We start from the raw sequence: 15,423 nt of genomic DNA, 5'->3' as shown, positions 1-15,423 counted from the left end.
CGTCAAAATACAGACATTAATACAAGATATTAATGATCGGCATAACGCGAAGCTGCATGCTTAAACCGGCATGCGGCGCTCAAAACAGTCCTTGACCGACGCTCTTAGCATTGGGCGTCAAAGTTATAGGGTCAAGTGACTAAGTGCATGTGGTGGATGCCTTGGCGATTACAGGCGATGAAGGACGTGATAGCCTGCGAAAAGCTTCGGGGAGCTGGCAAATTAGCTTTGATCCGGAGATATCCGAATGGGGAAACCCACCCGCAAGGGTATCGCATACTGAATACATAGGTATGCGAGGCGAACCGAGTGAACTGAAACATCTAAGTAACTCGAGGAAAAGACATCAACCGAGATTCCGAAAGTAGTGGCGAGCGAAATCGGAACAGCCTAGTGCTCTTTAGCAGTTGACTTATCAAAACGGAATGGAAAGTCCGGCCATAGTGGGTGATAGCCCCGTATGAGAAAAGTCTTCTGTGGAACTGAGTGCACGATAAGTAGGGCGGGACACGAGAAATCCTGTCTGAAGATGGGGGGACCATCCTCCAAGGCTAAATACTCGTAATCGACCGATAGTGAACAAGTACCGTGAGGGAAAGGCGAAAAGAACCCCGGGAGGGGAGTGAAATAGATCCTGAAACCGCATGCATACAAAAAGTCGGAGCCTGGAAACGGGTGACGGCGTACCTTTTGTATAATGGGTCAGCGACTTACATTCAGTGGCAAGCTTAACCGAATAGGGAAGGCGAAGGGAAACCGAGTCCGAATAGGGCGTCTAGTCGCTGGGTGTAGACCCGAAACCAAGTGATCTATCCATGGCCAGGATGAAGGTGCGGTAACACGCACTGGAGGTCCGAACCGACTAATGTTGCAAAATTAGCGGATGAGCTGTGGATAGGGGTGAAAGGCTAAACAAACTTGGAAATAGCTGGTTCTCTCCGAAAACTATTTAGGTAGTGCCTCAAGTATTACCGTCGGGGGTAGAGCACTGTTATGGCTAGGGGGTCATGGCGACTTACCAAACCATTGCAAACTCCGAATACCGATGAGTACAGCTTGGGAGACAGAGCACCGGGTGCTAACGTCCGGACTCAAGAGGGAAACAACCCAGACCGCCAGCTAAGGTCCCTAAAATTGGCTAAGTGGGAAACGAAGTGGGAAGGCTAAAACAGTCAGGATGTTGGCTTAGAAGCAGCCATCATTTAAAGAAAGCGTAATAGCTCACTGATCGAGTCGTCCTGCGCGGAAGATGTAACGGGGCTAAGCCAGTTACCGAAGCTGCGGATTCACAGTTTACTGTGAGTGGTAGGAGAGCGTTCTGTAAGCCTGTGAAGGTGGCTTGTAAAGGCTGCTGGAGGTATCAGAAGTGCGAATGCTGACATGAGTAGCGTTAAAGGGGGTGAAAAGCCCCCTCGCCGAAAGCGCAAGGTTTCCTACGCAACGTTCATCGGCGTAGGGTGAGTCGGCCCCTAAGGCGAGGCAGAGATGCGTAGCTGATGGGAAACAGGTTAATATTCCTGTACCGATCTATAGTGCGATGTGGGGACGGAGAAGGTTAGCTCAGCCAACTGTTGGAATAGTTGGTTCAAGCATGTAGGCGTGCTCTTTAGGCAAATCCGGAGAGCTTAGCTGAGGTGTGATAACGAGGCTGCTTGCAGCCGAAGTGAGTGATACCCTGCTTCCAGGAAAAGCCACTAAGCTTCAGCTATAGATTGACCGTACCGCAAACCGACACTGGTGCGCGAGATGAGTATTCTAAGGCGCTTGAGAGAACTCTGGAGAAGGAACTCGGCAAATTGACACCGTAACTTCGGAAGAAGGTGTGCCTTTAGTAGGTGAACCATTTACTTGGGGAGCCCAATGAGGTCGCAGAGAATCGGTGGCTGCAACTGTTTAATAAAAACACAGCACTCTGCAAAGACGAAAGTCGACGTATAGGGTGTGACGCCTGCCCGGTGCTGGAAGATTAATTGATGGGGTGCAAGCTCTTGATCGAAGTCCCAGTAAACGGCGGCCGTAACTATAACGGTCCTAAGGTAGCGAAATTCCTTGTCGGGTAAGTTCCGACCTGCACGAATGGCGTAATGATGGCCACACTGTCTCCTCCAGAGACTCAGCGAAGTTGAAATGTTTGTGATGATGCAATCTCCCCGCGGAAAGACGGAAAGACCCCATGAACCTTTACTGTAGCTTTACATTGGACTTTGAACAGATCTGTGTAGGATAGGTGGGAGGCTTTGAAGCATGAACGCTAGTTTGTGTGGAGCCGACGTTGAAATACCACCCTGGTGTGTTTGAGGTTCTAACCTTGGCCCGTTATCCGGGTTGGGGACAGTGTATGGTGGGCAGTTTGACTGGGGCGGTCTCCTCCCAAAGTGTAACGGAGGAGTTCGAAGGTACGCTAGATACGGTCGGAAATCGTGTTGATAGTGCATTGGCATAAGCGTGCTTGACTGCGAGACTGACAAGTCGAGCAGGTACGAAAGTAGGACAAAGTGATCCGGTGGTTCTGTATGGAAGGGCCATCGCTCAACGGATAAAAGGTACTCTGGGGATAACAGGCTGATACCGCCCAAGAGTTCATATCGACGGCGGTGTTTGGCACCTCGATGTCGGCTCATCTCATCCTGGGGCTGTAGCCGGTCCCAAGGGTATGGCTGTTCGCCATTTAAAGAGGTACGTGAGCTGGGTTTAAAACGTCGTGAGACAGTTTGGTCCCTATCTTCCGTGGGCGCTGCAAGATTGAGAGAGCCTGCTCCTAGTACGAGAGGACCGGAGTGGACACACCTCTGGTGTATCGGTTGTCACGCCAGTGGCATTGCCGAGTAGCTAAGTGTGGAAGAGATAACCGCTGAAAGCATCTAAGCGGGAAACTCGTCTCAAGATGAGTCTTGCCGGGGCCTTGAGCCCCCTGAAGGGTCGTTGTAGACCACGACGTTGATAGGCTGGGTGTGGAAGCGCAGTAATGCGTTAAGCTAACCAGTACTAATTGCCCGTGAGGCTTGACCCTATAACTTTGATGGATCAATGCAGCTAATTCAAATTAGCTTGCGGTCCGGACTGTTTGAATACACGTTATACCGATGAATATCGCTCAGGCGACATTCTCTGTGCACGCAATCAATATTGAAGCTGATTTAATAGTAGACTCTACGAATTGACTGATCTGGTGCGCACGACAAGGTGCGCCAGGTCAGGAACCGTTTAAGCCTGATGACCATAGCGAGTTGGTCCCACTCCTTCCCATCCCGAACAGGACAGTGAAACGACTCAGCGCCGATGATAGTGCGGATTCCCGTGTGAAAGTAGGTCATCGTCAGGCTACCTATGAGGAAACCGGGTTCTTGCTGATGCAGGAACCCGGTTTTTTCCGTTTCGATTTCGCCTCATCTTTCGGACGTAATTTTGCGACGTTCATCTAAACGCTGATCCTTAGAGCGTGATGTCTGCATCATGTCGAAGTGGGGTTATTTTTTCCCACTCGTCGTTGATGCTGGGGGGGCGGCACGGATGGGGTAATGCGTCCACTGGAGTATAGTGAGCCCATGTTTGACGTACTTGTGTATCTTTACGAGCACTACTGGCGTCCCGACGCTTGCCCCGAATCTGGTTTGTTGGCACGAAAGCTGACTGCGCTTGGGTTTGAGTCGGAGGAGATCTCCGACGCGCTACTCTGGTTAGACGGGCTGCAGGCCTTGACGCGGGGCTGTGTGGTGTCGCCCGACGTGGGAAGTACGCGGGTGTATTGCGATGCGGAGTTGGACCGCTTGGGGGCTGAGGCCTTGGGCTTTCTCCAGTTCTTGGTTTCTGCCGGTGTGTTGACCCCGCGTTTGCGTGAGGTGGTGCTGGATCGAGTGTCTGCAGTACCCAGGGGACCAGTGGCGCTCGACGATTTCAAGGTGCTGGTTTTGTTGGTGTTCTGGAGTCTGGGTGAGGAGCCGGATGCACTGATCTTGGATGAGCTGTTTGTGGATGACTGTGACCGTGTGATGCACTGAGTGTCTGCTGCGGTGTGTACGTGGTGCGATGTAAGCGGATCATTGGTGGGCTCTCGTCCTTATGGCGTTGCCCTGTTGCGTGAAAGAGGGACCATGACTCTGGTGTTAGCGTGTGTACGTAAAGTGCTGATTCTGGCTGTCGTCGGCATGTGCGTCGCGTCGCTCAGTGCTTGTGACCAGTTGGGCATTGACACCCCAGAGAAGGTGGCCCAACGCAAGGGGGCGGAGGCAAAAGCGATCGGCGCGGCCTGTCGCCATGCGATGCGTGCGATCGAGGACTGCTATCTGCTTAACCCAAAGGCCGAGAAGGCTGCAGTCTTTGAGGGTTGGCGCGAGATGGACGAGTACATGCGTGAGAACAAACTCGAGGGCGTTGCGCCGGTCGTGCCACGCAGCGGCGTCCCTCCCAAAGCGGCTTCGGCCGTAGCGCCACCTGAGGCTGCGTCTGAGGACGATGCCGGTGTAGCGTCCGGCGCCAAATAGGACGCCAGCTCCTGCAAGTAGGCTGGGGGACGCCAAAGGTGGGGTCTGATTGTGTTGGGAGGGACTGTTGCGGCCCGAAAAGCCCACAGACCTTTTTACAATGTCGATTTAATCTTTTCGACATTGAGGCGTCTGGCACCATGAATATTCTCCGATTTGAAGAACTTGTGGCCGACGGGCGTGCCGCCGGGCAGCGTGTGTTCATTCGCGCTGACTTGAATGTGCCGCAAGATGACGCGGGCAACATCACCGAGGACACACGGATCCGTGCGTCGATCCCGGCGATTGAGTTGGCACTGAAGGCGGGGGCGGCGGTCATGGTGACGTCGCACCTCGGGCGCCCGACGGAGGGGGAGTTCAAACCTGCAGACTCGCTGGCGCCGGTGGCTCGACGTCTGAGCGAGTTGCTGGGGCGTGACGTGAAGTTGGTGAGCAACTGGGTCGATGGCGTGTCGGTTCAGCCGGGTGAGGTGGTGTTGCTGGAGAACTGCCGTCTTAACAAGGGCGAGAAGAAGAACAGCGAAGAGTTGGCTCGCAAGTTGGCAGCGCTGTGCGACATTTTTGTGCACGATGCGTTCGGGACGGCTCACCGCGCGGAAGGCACCACCTATGGGATCGCGCAGTTTGCCAAGGTGGCTTGCGCAGGGCCTTTGCTGGCTGCCGAGATCGATGCGATCAACACGGCGCTCGAAGCGCCCAAGCGTCCGCTGGTGGCGATCGTGGCAGGCTCCAAGGTGTCGACCAAGTTGACCATTTTGCAGGCGCTAGCGAAGAACGTGGATGGTCTGATTGTGGGTGGCGGGATTGCCAACACCTTCATGTTGGCCGCTGGCTTGAAGATCGGGAAGTCGCTGGCCGAGCCGGATCTGTTGGGTGAGGCGACGGCGGTGATCGAAGCGATGAAGGCGCGCGGTGCGGCGGTGCCGATTCCGGAGGACGTCGTGGTGGCCAAGGCCTTCGCGGCCGATGCGCCAGCGACGGTGAAGGCGGCCAACGAGGTCGCGGACGATGACCTGATCCTGGACATCGGCCCGAAGACGGCTGCCAAGTTGGCCGCGCAGTTGAAGGCCGCCGGTACGATCGTGTGGAATGGTCCGGTGGGGGTTTTCGAGTTTGAAGCCTTCTCGCACGGGACCGAGACCATCGCGCGTGCCATTGCCGAGTCGGCTGCGTTCAGCATTGCCGGAGGTGGGGACACGCTGGCGGCGATCGCGAAGTACGGCATCGAGAAGGATGTGGACTACATCTCGACGGGGGGGGGGGCCTTCTTGGAAATCCTGGAAGGCAAGACCTTGCCGGCGTTCGAGATTCTGAGCAAACGCGCTGCGGGCTGATTTTCAGTACGCATGCTCTGTGCTGAATGAGACAGCCCCGATCTCGATAGGCCGGGGCTGTTTGTTTTTTGGGGCCATGGGACGCATGGGCGGTCCCGTGCGGCGGTGTCCAGGCCTGGCGTGCGGTCGTGGGCGTTCAGGCAGTGTGCTGCGTCTCGAAGTAGGTGAGCCAGCGCAGGACTTCGTCGCTGGTGCGTTCGGGGTTCTCAAGGGGGTAAAGGTGGCTGCCCGTGACCCAGCTGAGGTGCTGACCGACCAGCTGGCGTGCGCCGTGCAGGCCCCCGCGGCGCAGTTCGCGAGAATGGGTGCCTGCGATGAAGGCCAGAGGGCACTGGTGTGGGTGCTGCTGAAAGGCTGCCAACAGGCGGTGCGGCATCGTGCTGTAGATGGCGGCTTCCACGTCACGCTGGTAGCGTAGACGGCAGGTCGGAGGCTCCGGTGACAACTCCAGCCCATGCAAGAGGTAGTCCTGAAGGACGCGGGGATGGAAGGCCGCAAATTTGGGTTTGATGCCAAAGTGTTGCTGGGCCGCATGCAAGCTGGGCCACTCGTGGGTGCGCTGGGCTGCCACGCGCGTCGGCATGACGCGGTCGATGAGGTGGATGCGCTTGGCCAGGCCCATGGCGGCGCTGCGCCAGCCTTGCAAGATGGGGGAGTCCAGGACCACCACGCCCTGAGCCCATTGGGGATATTGACTGGCCAGCATGAGGCTGAGGTAGCCGCCCAGGGAGTGCCCGACGAGGTAGGCGGGCTGGCCGACTTCCTGGCGCAGGAACTCATGCAATTGGGTGACGAGGTGGGGCCAGTTGGGGGTGACCGGGTAGCGAGGGTCGTGTCCGAGCTGCTCGATGGCGTGGACGGTGTAGCCCTGGGTCCGCCAACGCTCGAAGAGCGCCTCATAGGTGCCCGCCGGAAAGCTGTTGGCATGCGAGAAGACGATGGTGCGAGGGAGGGGAGACTCGGCCATGAGGTTGTTGCGTTCGGGCGTCACGGGAGGGATGTGATCCCGGTCGGGGGCAAGCGATATTTTCAGGCTAGACGTTTGGTGTGACACTGAGGGAGAACCAACTACTGTTGAGCTTTGAACATGCCGCGTGCCACCAAGATCGTCGCCACCCTGGGCCCTGCTTCTTCCACGCCGGAGGTGCTGGAGCAAATGCTGCGAGCCGGTGTCGATGTGGTCCGGCTGAACTTTTCGCATGGTAAGGCGCAGGATCACATCGATCGCGCGCAGATGGTGCGGGAGGCGGCACAGCGGGTCGGCAAGGTGGTCGCCATCATGGCGGACTTGCAGGGCCCCAAGATTCGCGTGGGCAAATTTGCCGAGGGCAAGGTGATGCTGGAGCCGGGGCAGCCTTTCGTTCTGGATGCCAGTCGCACGGCCTTGGGCGATCTGCAGGGCGTGGGCCTGGACTACAAGGAGTTGCCGCGAGATGTGAAGCCTGGTGACACGTTGTTGCTCAACGACGGTCTGATTGTGCTGACCGTCGACGCTGTCAAGGGCGAGGCGGTGCACACGGTGGTGAAGTTGGGCGGGGAGTTGTCCAATAACAAGGGCATCAACAAGCAAGGGGGCGGATTGACGGCGCCGGCCTTGACGGCCAAGGACATGGACGACATCAAGACGGCGGCGAGCTTCCAGTGCGATTACATCGCGGTGTCGTTTCCGAAGAATGCGACGGACATGGAGATGGCGCGCCAGTTGTGCAATGTGGCGGGGGAGCCTTGGAAGCACCGCCCGGCCCTGATTGCGAAGATCGAGCGCAGCGAGGCCATTCCAAATCTGGAAAGCATCCTGAAGGCGTCGGACGGGATCATGGTGGCGCGCGGCGACCTGGCCGTGGAGGTGGGCAATGCCACCGTGCCGGCACTGCAAAAGCGCATGATCAAGATGGCGCGGGAGATGGACAAGGTGGTGATCACGGCGACGCAGATGATGGAGTCGATGATCGTCAATCCGGTGCCGACGCGCGCGGAGGTGTCGGACGTGGCCAATGCGGTGTTGGATGGCACCGATGCGGTGATGCTCAGTGCCGAGACCGCTGCTGGCAAGTATCCCGTGGAGACCGTGGCGCAGATGGCCAACATCGTGCAGGAGGCCGAACACGCCGAAGAGGTGTCGCTGGATGCCGATTTCACGAACAAGACGTTTGGGCGCATCGACCAGTCGATCGCGATGGGGGCCTTGTTCACGGCCTATCACCTGGGGTGCAAGGCCATCATTGCCTTGACCGAGTCGGGCTCGACGGCACTGTGGATGAGTCGTCATCGCATCCATGTGCCGATTTTCGCGTTGACGGCGCGGGACATTGCGCAGCGCAAGATGGCTTTGTTCCGCAATGTGCATCCGCTCTTGGTGCCGAGCTATGCCGATCGGGATGAGGCGCTGGCACAAGCCGAAACGTTTCTGGTGGCGCGCGGCCTGCTGCGTCCAGGGGACACGTATGCCATCACCTGCGGGGAGCCCATGGGCACGCCAGGGGGTACGAACATGCTCAAAGTTTGCGCGGTGCACTGAAGAAGCCCGGGGAAAAGCCTTGGCGTTCGCTTCGGGGGCTTGGGTGCACGTGCGGCTCTCGGTAGAATCTCGCCCAGTTTGACGCGCGTCGTGTGCGCGCTGTCTTTTGGTTCACACCGCTCATTTGCTCATTGGGGAACTCATGGCACTCGTCTCGATGCGTCAGCTGCTGGATCACGCTGCTGAAAACAATTACGGCATTCCGGCTTTCAACGTCAACAACCTGGAGCAGGTGCAGGCCGTGATGGCTGCCGCCGACGAGGTCGGTGCCCCGGTGATCCTGCAGGCGTCGGCCGGTGCGCGCAAGTACGCCGGTGAGTCCTTCATCAAGCACCTGATTCAGGCGGCGGTGGAAGCGTATCCGCATATTCCGCTGGTGATGCACCAGGACCATGGCACCTCGCCCAAGATCTGCCAAGGCGCCATCGATCTGGGCTTTGGCTCGGTGATGATGGATGGCTCGCTGATGGAAGACGGCAAGACCCCGGCTTCGTTCGACTACAACGTCGATGTGACCCGCAAGGTGGTCGAGATGGCCCACAAGGTGGGCGTGACCGTGGAAGGCGAGCTGGGCTGCCTGGGTAACCTGGAAACCGGTGAAGCCGGCGAGGAAGACGGCATTGGCGCCGAAGGCAAGCTGGACCACAGCCAGATGTTGACCGACCCGGAAGAAGCCGCCGTGTTCGTGAAGGCCACCCAGTTGGACGCGCTGGCCATCGCCATCGGCACCAGCCACGGCGCCTACAAGTTCTCGCGCAAGCCCACGGGCGACATCCTGGCGATCTCGCGTGTGAAGGAAATCCACGCCAGGATTCCCAACACCCACCTGGTGATGCACGGCTCGTCGTCGGTGCCGCAAGAACTGCTGGCCATCATCAACCAGTACGGCGGCAAGATGAAGGAAACCTACGGCGTGCCGGTCGAGGAAATCCAGGAAGCCATCAAGTACGGCGTGCGCAAGATCAACATCGACACCGACATCCGTCTGGCGATGACTGGTGCCGTGCGCAAGTTCCTGTTCGAGAACCCAGACAAGTTTGACGCGCGTGAGTGGCTCAAGCCTGCGCGCGAAGCCGCCAAGCAGGTCTGCAAGCAGCGTTACCTGGAGTTCGGATGCGAAGGCCAGGGCGGCAAGATCAAGCCGGTGAGCCTGGTGGACATCGCTGCGGCGTACGCCAGCGGCAAGTTGGCTCAGGTCGTGTCTTGATCGATGCGGTCTGAGTACTGACATTCGACCGAACGGTCGGGTGTGACGACAACCGGCGCGGGCGTGAGCCTTCGCCGGTTTTGTCTTTCTGGGCGGATGTCGCGCGGGATGCGGGTTAGTGGTGGGGCGAGCGTTGTGGGTCAGGCTTTAAACTGAGCGTTTGTCTCACAGGCTCCTCGGAGTGTTGCCATGCTTAAGCTGTACGGATTCCCTTTGTCCAACTACTACAACAAGGTCAAGCTGGTCTTGCTGGAGAAAGGCATCCTGTTCGAGGAGGTGCATGCACCGGTGGGGCCTGGCAGCGATTCTGAGGCGCATGCCGACAAGTCGCCGCTGGGCAAGGTGCCTTACATCGAGACCGAGCAGGGTTTTCTGTGTGAGAGCCAGGTCATCGTGGATTACATTGAGGCGCGCTGGCCCAGCCCGGCCTTGCTCCCGGCTGATCCGTGGCAGGCGGCTAAGGTGCGCGAGTTGATCACGTATTGCGATCTGCACGTGGAGTTGTGCGCGCGTCAGTTGTATGCGCAGGCCTTCTTCGGCGGCACCTTGTCCGAGAAATTCGTGGCGCGGGTCAAGAAGGACCTGGCCCGCAATCTGGTGGCGTTCCGTGAGCTGGCGAAGTTTACGCCGTATGCAGCGGGAGAGACGTTCACGATGGCGGACTGCGCGGTGTACACGAGCTTGCCGCTGGCCGCCTTGGCCAGCAAACTGGTGTGTGGCGAGGATCTGGTCGCGGCTGCCGGCATTGACTGGAAGAGCTATGTGAAGCTGGTCGAGCAGCGCCCGACGGCTCAGAAGGTGGCCGCCGATCGCAAGGCAGATCAACTGAAGCGAATGGGCTGAGCGCGCGGCGGTGCGGTCCCGCTTTGTGCCGCACTGTGCGAGAGGGGCCGGAGGCGGCACAATATCGCTTTGCCGATTTCAGTGACGCCGTCGCCGGTGTCACGCTTGACCAGGTGACCGCCTCATGACCTCCGCCCTGCATACCTCTGCCCTGACTTCTCTGCCTCTGCTTGCCCGTGGCAAGGTGCGTGACAACTATGCCGTGGGCGATGACCGCATCCTGATGGTGGCCTCGGATCGCATCAGTGCCTTTGATGTGATCATGGGTGAGCCGATTCCGGGCAAGGGCGCGCTGCTGACCAAGATGGCGCTGTTCTGGTTCGAGTTGCTCAAGGATGTGGCGCCCAACCACCTGACGGGTGAAGATCCCTGCAGCGTGGTCAAGCCAGAGGAGCGCCGTCAGGTGGAAGGCCGCTCGATGCTGGTCAAGAAGCTCAAGCCTTTGCCTGTGGAAGCCGTGGTGCGCGGCTATCTGGCCGGCAGCGGCTGGAAGGAATACCAGGACAACGGCGAGGTGTGTGGCGTGAAGCTGCCGGCTGGTTTGAAGAACGCCAGCAAGCTGCCTGAGCCCATTTTCACGCCGGCCACCAAGGCCGAATTGGGCGACCACGACGAGAACATCAGCTACGACAAGATGGTGGAGATCATCGGGGCCGACCTGGCGGTGCAGGTGCGCGATCTGGCCATCCAGCTGTACAAGACGGCGGCAGACTACGCGCTGACCAAGGGCATCATCATTGCCGACACCAAGTTCGAGTTCGGCCTGGACGAGCATGGCACGCTGACCGTGATGGACGAGGTGCTGACGCCCGATTCGTCACGTTTCTGGCCGGTGGAAGGCTATGAGCAGGCCTTCCAGGCCGGCGCCAACCCACCCAGCTACGACAAGCAGTTCGTGCGCGACTGGCTGGAGCAGGCCACGGTCAACGGTCAGCCCTGGAACAAGACGGCGCCATCGCCGGCCTTGCCCCAGGATGTGATCGAGAAGACCGCCGCCAAGTACCAGGAAGCCCTGGTGCGCCTGACCGGTCAGGCCTGATCGTCTTCGGACTGGGGCTGGTCGTCCCAGGCGTCCGGGAGGACGTCGGGGGCGACTTGGGCGGCTGCGAGGGCCTCGGCCACTTCGGGTGACGCGGCCCAGCCGTGCAGTACTTCGGCCACATCGCCCACGCCGCTCTTGTTGAGCGACGAGAACAGGGTGATGTTGACGTCGGACTCGTCGGTGACCAGGTCGGCGAGCACCTCTTGCGCTTTGCGCAGGGACTCGGCCTGTTCCTTGCGGTTGAGCTTGTCGGCCTTGGTCAGCAGGACCAGGAGCTTGACCTCGCCGCTGCGCACGCGCGGGGTGACGAATTCGAGCAGTTGGCGATCAAGCTCGGTGAGACCATGGCGTGAATCTACCATCTGGACGACGGCGCTCAGGTTGCGGCGGACTTCGAGGTAGCTGGCCATGACTTCCTGCCAGCGCAGCTTGGCCGAGCGCTCGACGGCGGCGTAGCCGTAGCCGGGCAGGTCGGTCCAGAGCTGGTTGGGCGCAGCCTTGGGGCCCAGGTGGAACAGGTTGATGTGCTGCGTGCGCCCCGGAGTCTTGGAAGCGTAGGCGAGCTGGCGCTGTTGGGCCAGGGTGTTGATGGCCGTGGACTTGCCGGCGTTGGAGCGCCCGACAAAAGCGACCTCGGGCAACTCGCTCACCGGCACCTGATGCAGTTGGGCGGCCGTGATGTAAAAGCGGGCCGTGTGGGCCCAGGCCAGGGCGTCTTTGGCAGGGTGGCGAGCCAGATCGTGGGTGGGCACACGGGCCGGCGTGGCGGCATTTTGTGGGCCATTGGCCGTCTTGGTGGGGGCCTGTTTGGCCGAGCCGGGGCGATTGGGTGTGTGACGGGTCATAGGGCATTGTAAAATCTCCGGATTAATCTGCCAAAGGTTGGCTCACCGATCCCGTTTTGATGCGGGGGAGTGGGGGCCAGTCTCCGGTTTCACCCCACAGCCAACTCACCGCCCCTACGCCATGAAGCGCTTCTCGAACCTGATTGCCCTTGCCTCGGTGGCCCTGTCCTTGTCCGGCCTGGCCCATGGCGCCGACACCAACGCCGCCAAGCCCAATCTGGCGGCGGGCGAAGCCAAGGCCACCGCCGTGTGCGCGGCCTGCCACTCGGTTGATGGTTCGCGCGGTCTGCCCGCCTATCCGATCCTGCAGGGCCAGCACCCCGAGTACCTGGTCAAGCAATTGACCGAGTTCAAGGAAGGCAAGCGCAAGAATGCCGTCATGTCTGGCATGGCCGCGCCGCTGACCCCGCAAGAAATGCGTGATGTGGCCGCCTTCTACGCCAGCAAGAAGGCGCCGGCGGGCACGGCCAAGAACAAGGATCTGGTGGCCATCGGCGAGAAGATCTACCGCGGTGGCATCGCCAAGAAGGGCATTGCCGCGTGCGCCAGCTGCCACAGCCCCAACGGTGCTGGCATGCCTGTGCAGTACCCGCGTCTGGGTGGCCAGCACGCCGACTACACCAAGGTGCAGCTGACCGCGTTCCGCCAAGGTGAGCGCACCAACAGCGTTCAGATGACGGCCATTGCCGCCAACCTGAGCGACAAGGAAATCGAAGCGCTGTCCGACTACATCGCCGGTCTGCGTTGAGCCATCATGACGGCGTCCTCGGGATTTGCCGAGACGCCGGTCGTGACGTGATGAGATGTGCTCACCATGCCGAGGCGGGATCCCGAATGCGGGGTGCCCGCCTTTTGTTTTGTGTGCCCTGGGTGGCGCATGCCCCCACGACGACGTGGTGACGGACCTTGTCGCTATAGTCCGCCACGGATCTGTCTGACTTTATGACTGCTCAAGCCCTTCCTTCCCCTGTGCCTGCGCGCCATTCGCGACGCCGTGAGTTGTTGGATCTGCTCGCGTCGATGCGCTTTGCCATCGCGCTGCTGACGGTGATCTGCATTGCCTCGGCCATCGGCACGGTGGTCAAGCAGGGTGAGCCGATGGTCAACTACGTGGACCAGTTCGGGCCTTTCTGGGCCGAGGCTTTCGGTGCTCTCGGTTTGTATCGGATCTACAGCTCGGCCTGGTTTCTGGTGATCCTGGCCTTTCTGGTGATTTCGACCAGTCTGTGCATTGCGCGCAACACGCCCAAAATTCTGGCGGACTGGCGCAGCCACAAGGAAGGCATCCGCGAGCGGGCCTTGCAGGCCTTCCATCACAAGGCGGCCGGTCAACTGGTGGCGCCGGTGACCGTGGTCGAAGGGCAGGTGCTGCAGACCCTGCAGGCCCAAGGCTGGTCGATCAAGACGCAAAAGCGCGAGGCCTCAAAGCAAGGCGAGGCTGGGGTGATGATCGCGGCCCGTCTGGGTAAGGCCAACAAGGTGGGCTACATCGCCGCGCACACGGCCATCGTGCTGGTGTGCCTGGGCGGTTTGTTCGATGGCGACCTGGTGGTGAAAGTGCAGGCCTGGGCGCAGGATCTGCAGCCGTTTCGGGGCGGCTCGGAGCTGGCCAACAGCCGTCTGAGCGAGCGCAACCCCGCTTACCGGGCGCAGTTGTTTGTCTCGGAAGGCCAGCGCACCAATGCGTCGGTGATCAATCTGGACCAAGGCATGCTGGTGCAGCCGCTGCCGTTCGAGATCGAGCTCAAGAAGTTCGTGGTGGAGTATTACGAAACCGGCATGCCCAAGCGCTTTGCCAGTGACATCGTGATCCACGATCCGCGGGTGACGGCGGCCAAGCCCTTCACGGTCGAGGTGAACCACCCGGTGGTGTACGACGGGGTGACGATCTTCCAGTCCAGCTTTGAGGACGGGGGCTCGCTCGTGAAGTTGCGCCCCTTGCATCTGGACCGGGCGGGGGCACGCAGCGGTCCGGAGGTGGTGGATGCCACCGTGGGCGGTGCAGCGGGTGCTGTGCCGGCTGACTGGCTGGCCCAGGGGGCGACGCCGGTGCAGCTGGAGGTGACGGGCCTGCGCGTGATCAACGTCGAAAACCTGGCCGAGGCACAGAGCGCGGCGCCGGCCGCGTCGGCGACCGATGTCCGCGGGGTGAATCTGGCGGATTTGAGCAAGCACCTGGGCTCGGGCGCCAAGCCGGTGGGCCACAAGCAGCTGGTCAACATTGGTCCCTCGGTGACCTACAAGCTGCGCGATGCGGCGGGACAGGCGCGGGAGTTCCAGAACTTCATGGTCCCGGTGGAGCTGGATGGACACCGGATGTTCCTGCTGGGCGTGCGCGACACGCCGGCCGAATCCTTCCGCTATCTGCGGGCGCCGGCCGATGACGCGATGAGCCTGCAAGGCTGGTTGCGCTTGCGTCAGGCGCTCAATGACAAGGTGCTGCGTGCCGAGGCGGCGCGTCGTTTTGGCGCGTCGTCGGGACCGTCCGATCGACCTGAGGTCCGCGAGCAGTTGACCGTGTCGGCCCAGCGTTCGCTGGACCTGTTTGCCGGGGCGGTGGCGCTGGAGACGGTGGCAGGCCAGCCGGCAGATGGGGCGCCCCAGGGCGGGCTGATGGCGCTGTCGCGTTTCATCGAGCAGGTGGTGCCACCGGCGCAGCGCGAGCAGACCTCGGGCACGCTGATCCGTATCCTCAATGGTGCCTTGTTCGAGCTGTACAACCTGAGTCGCACAACGGCGGGGCTGCCTGCGCAGTCCATCGATGATCCGGCCGTGCAGGCGTTCATGAGCCGCGCGGTGCTGTCGCTGTCGGATGCCATGCTGTATCCGGTGCCGGTGGTGTTCATGCTTGACAGCTTCGAGCAGCGTCAGGCCAGTGTGTTCCAGGTGACCCGAACCCCTGGTCGCAATGTGGTGTACCTGGGCTGCGTGCTGTTGATCATCGGGGTCTTTGCGATGCTTTACATCCGCGACCGGCGTTTGTGGGTGTGGCTCCAGCAAGATCCGCAGGGTGGCGGTACCCGGGTGCAGATGGCCCTGTCGTCCACGCGCCAGACGCTGGACACCGACCGTGAATTTGACCGCCTGCGCCAGACGGTGCTGGGCGAGGCGCCGCCTGTTTCGCCTGCGCCAATTGCCAAGGAAAGCTGATCT

At 60.3% G+C, this 15,423-nt stretch carries 11 protein-coding genes and 2 rRNA genes; 11 read left to right on the top strand and 2 right to left on the bottom strand.

Annotation, left to right across the window (positions count from 1 at the left end):
* Window positions 1-129 precede the first annotated feature (129 nt).
* The 5 genes from AC3WW4_RS17305 to AC3WW4_RS17285 all read left to right on the top strand — a co-directional run bounded on the left by AC3WW4_RS17305 (window position 130) and on the right by AC3WW4_RS17285 (window position 5,815).
* Window positions 130-3,010, top strand: a 23S ribosomal RNA gene (locus AC3WW4_RS17305).
* Between the two features lie 199 nt (window positions 3,011-3,209).
* Window positions 3,210-3,322, top strand: a 5S ribosomal RNA gene (gene rrf / locus AC3WW4_RS17300).
* 223 nt (window positions 3,323-3,545) lie between these two features.
* On the top strand, window positions 3,546-3,998 hold the full coding sequence (locus tag AC3WW4_RS17295) for a Smg family protein (RefSeq protein WP_488829666.1): 453 nt from the start codon (window positions 3,546-3,548) through the stop codon (window positions 3,996-3,998).
* A 93-nt stretch (window positions 3,999-4,091) separates the two neighbouring features.
* Window positions 4,092-4,481: a hypothetical protein gene (locus tag AC3WW4_RS17290; protein WP_488829665.1), complete on the top strand. Its 390-nt coding sequence runs from the start codon at window positions 4,092-4,094 to the stop codon at window positions 4,479-4,481.
* A gap of 140 nt (window positions 4,482-4,621) precedes the next feature.
* Window positions 4,622-5,815, top strand: a complete 1,194-nt coding sequence (locus AC3WW4_RS17285; RefSeq protein ID WP_488829664.1) for a phosphoglycerate kinase — start codon at window positions 4,622-4,624, stop codon at window positions 5,813-5,815.
* A gap of 136 nt (window positions 5,816-5,951) precedes the next feature.
* Here the strand turns inward: AC3WW4_RS17285 and AC3WW4_RS17280 are convergent, their stop codons facing one another.
* A complete protein-coding gene (locus AC3WW4_RS17280; RefSeq protein ID WP_488829663.1) occupies window positions 5,952-6,782 on the bottom strand; it encodes an alpha/beta hydrolase in 831 nt (276 codons plus the stop codon).
* A 120-nt stretch (window positions 6,783-6,902) separates the two neighbouring features.
* Here AC3WW4_RS17280 and pyk point away from each other — a divergent pair, with 120 nt between their 5' ends.
* The 4 genes from pyk (at window position 6,903) to AC3WW4_RS17260 (ending at window position 11,422) form a co-directional block, all read left to right on the top strand.
* A complete protein-coding gene (gene pyk / locus AC3WW4_RS17275) occupies window positions 6,903-8,333 on the top strand; it encodes a pyruvate kinase (RefSeq protein WP_488829662.1) in 1,431 nt (476 codons plus the stop codon).
* Window positions 8,334-8,475: 142 nt separating this feature from the next.
* Window positions 8,476-9,540 (top strand): class II fructose-bisphosphate aldolase, encoded by a 1,065-nt coding sequence (fba, locus tag AC3WW4_RS17270; RefSeq protein WP_488829661.1) that lies wholly within the window; start codon window positions 8,476-8,478, stop codon window positions 9,538-9,540.
* 189 nt (window positions 9,541-9,729) lie between these two features.
* The gene (locus AC3WW4_RS17265; protein WP_488829660.1) at window positions 9,730-10,383 is read left to right on the top strand and encodes a glutathione S-transferase family protein; all 654 of its coding nucleotides are present in this window, start codon (window positions 9,730-9,732) and stop codon (window positions 10,381-10,383) included.
* A gap of 124 nt (window positions 10,384-10,507) precedes the next feature.
* Window positions 10,508-11,422, top strand: a complete 915-nt coding sequence (locus tag AC3WW4_RS17260; RefSeq protein ID WP_488829659.1) for a phosphoribosylaminoimidazolesuccinocarboxamide synthase — start codon at window positions 10,508-10,510, stop codon at window positions 11,420-11,422.
* Here AC3WW4_RS17260 and yihA read toward each other — a convergent pair.
* Window positions 11,413-12,270, bottom strand: coding sequence for a ribosome biogenesis GTP-binding protein YihA/YsxC (yihA, locus tag AC3WW4_RS17255; protein WP_488829658.1), 858 nt, complete (start codon window positions 12,268-12,270; stop codon window positions 11,413-11,415). The genes AC3WW4_RS17260 and yihA overlap by 10 nt on opposite strands.
* A gap of 121 nt (window positions 12,271-12,391) precedes the next feature.
* Here yihA and AC3WW4_RS17250 point away from each other — a divergent pair, with 121 nt between their 5' ends.
* Both AC3WW4_RS17250 and AC3WW4_RS17245 read left to right on the top strand, forming a co-directional pair.
* Window positions 12,392-13,018, top strand: a complete 627-nt coding sequence (locus AC3WW4_RS17250) for a c-type cytochrome (RefSeq protein ID WP_488829657.1) — start codon at window positions 12,392-12,394, stop codon at window positions 13,016-13,018.
* A gap of 194 nt (window positions 13,019-13,212) precedes the next feature.
* On the top strand, window positions 13,213-15,420 hold the full coding sequence (locus AC3WW4_RS17245; RefSeq protein WP_488829656.1) for a cytochrome c biogenesis protein ResB: 2,208 nt from the start codon (window positions 13,213-13,215) through the stop codon (window positions 15,418-15,420).
* Window positions 15,421-15,423: the final 3 nt, after the last annotated feature.

Source organism: Aquabacterium sp. TM01, assembly GCF_057808345.1.
Note: the sequence above shows the minus strand (reverse complement) of the source record. Positions and strands in the feature narration are given on the sequence as shown.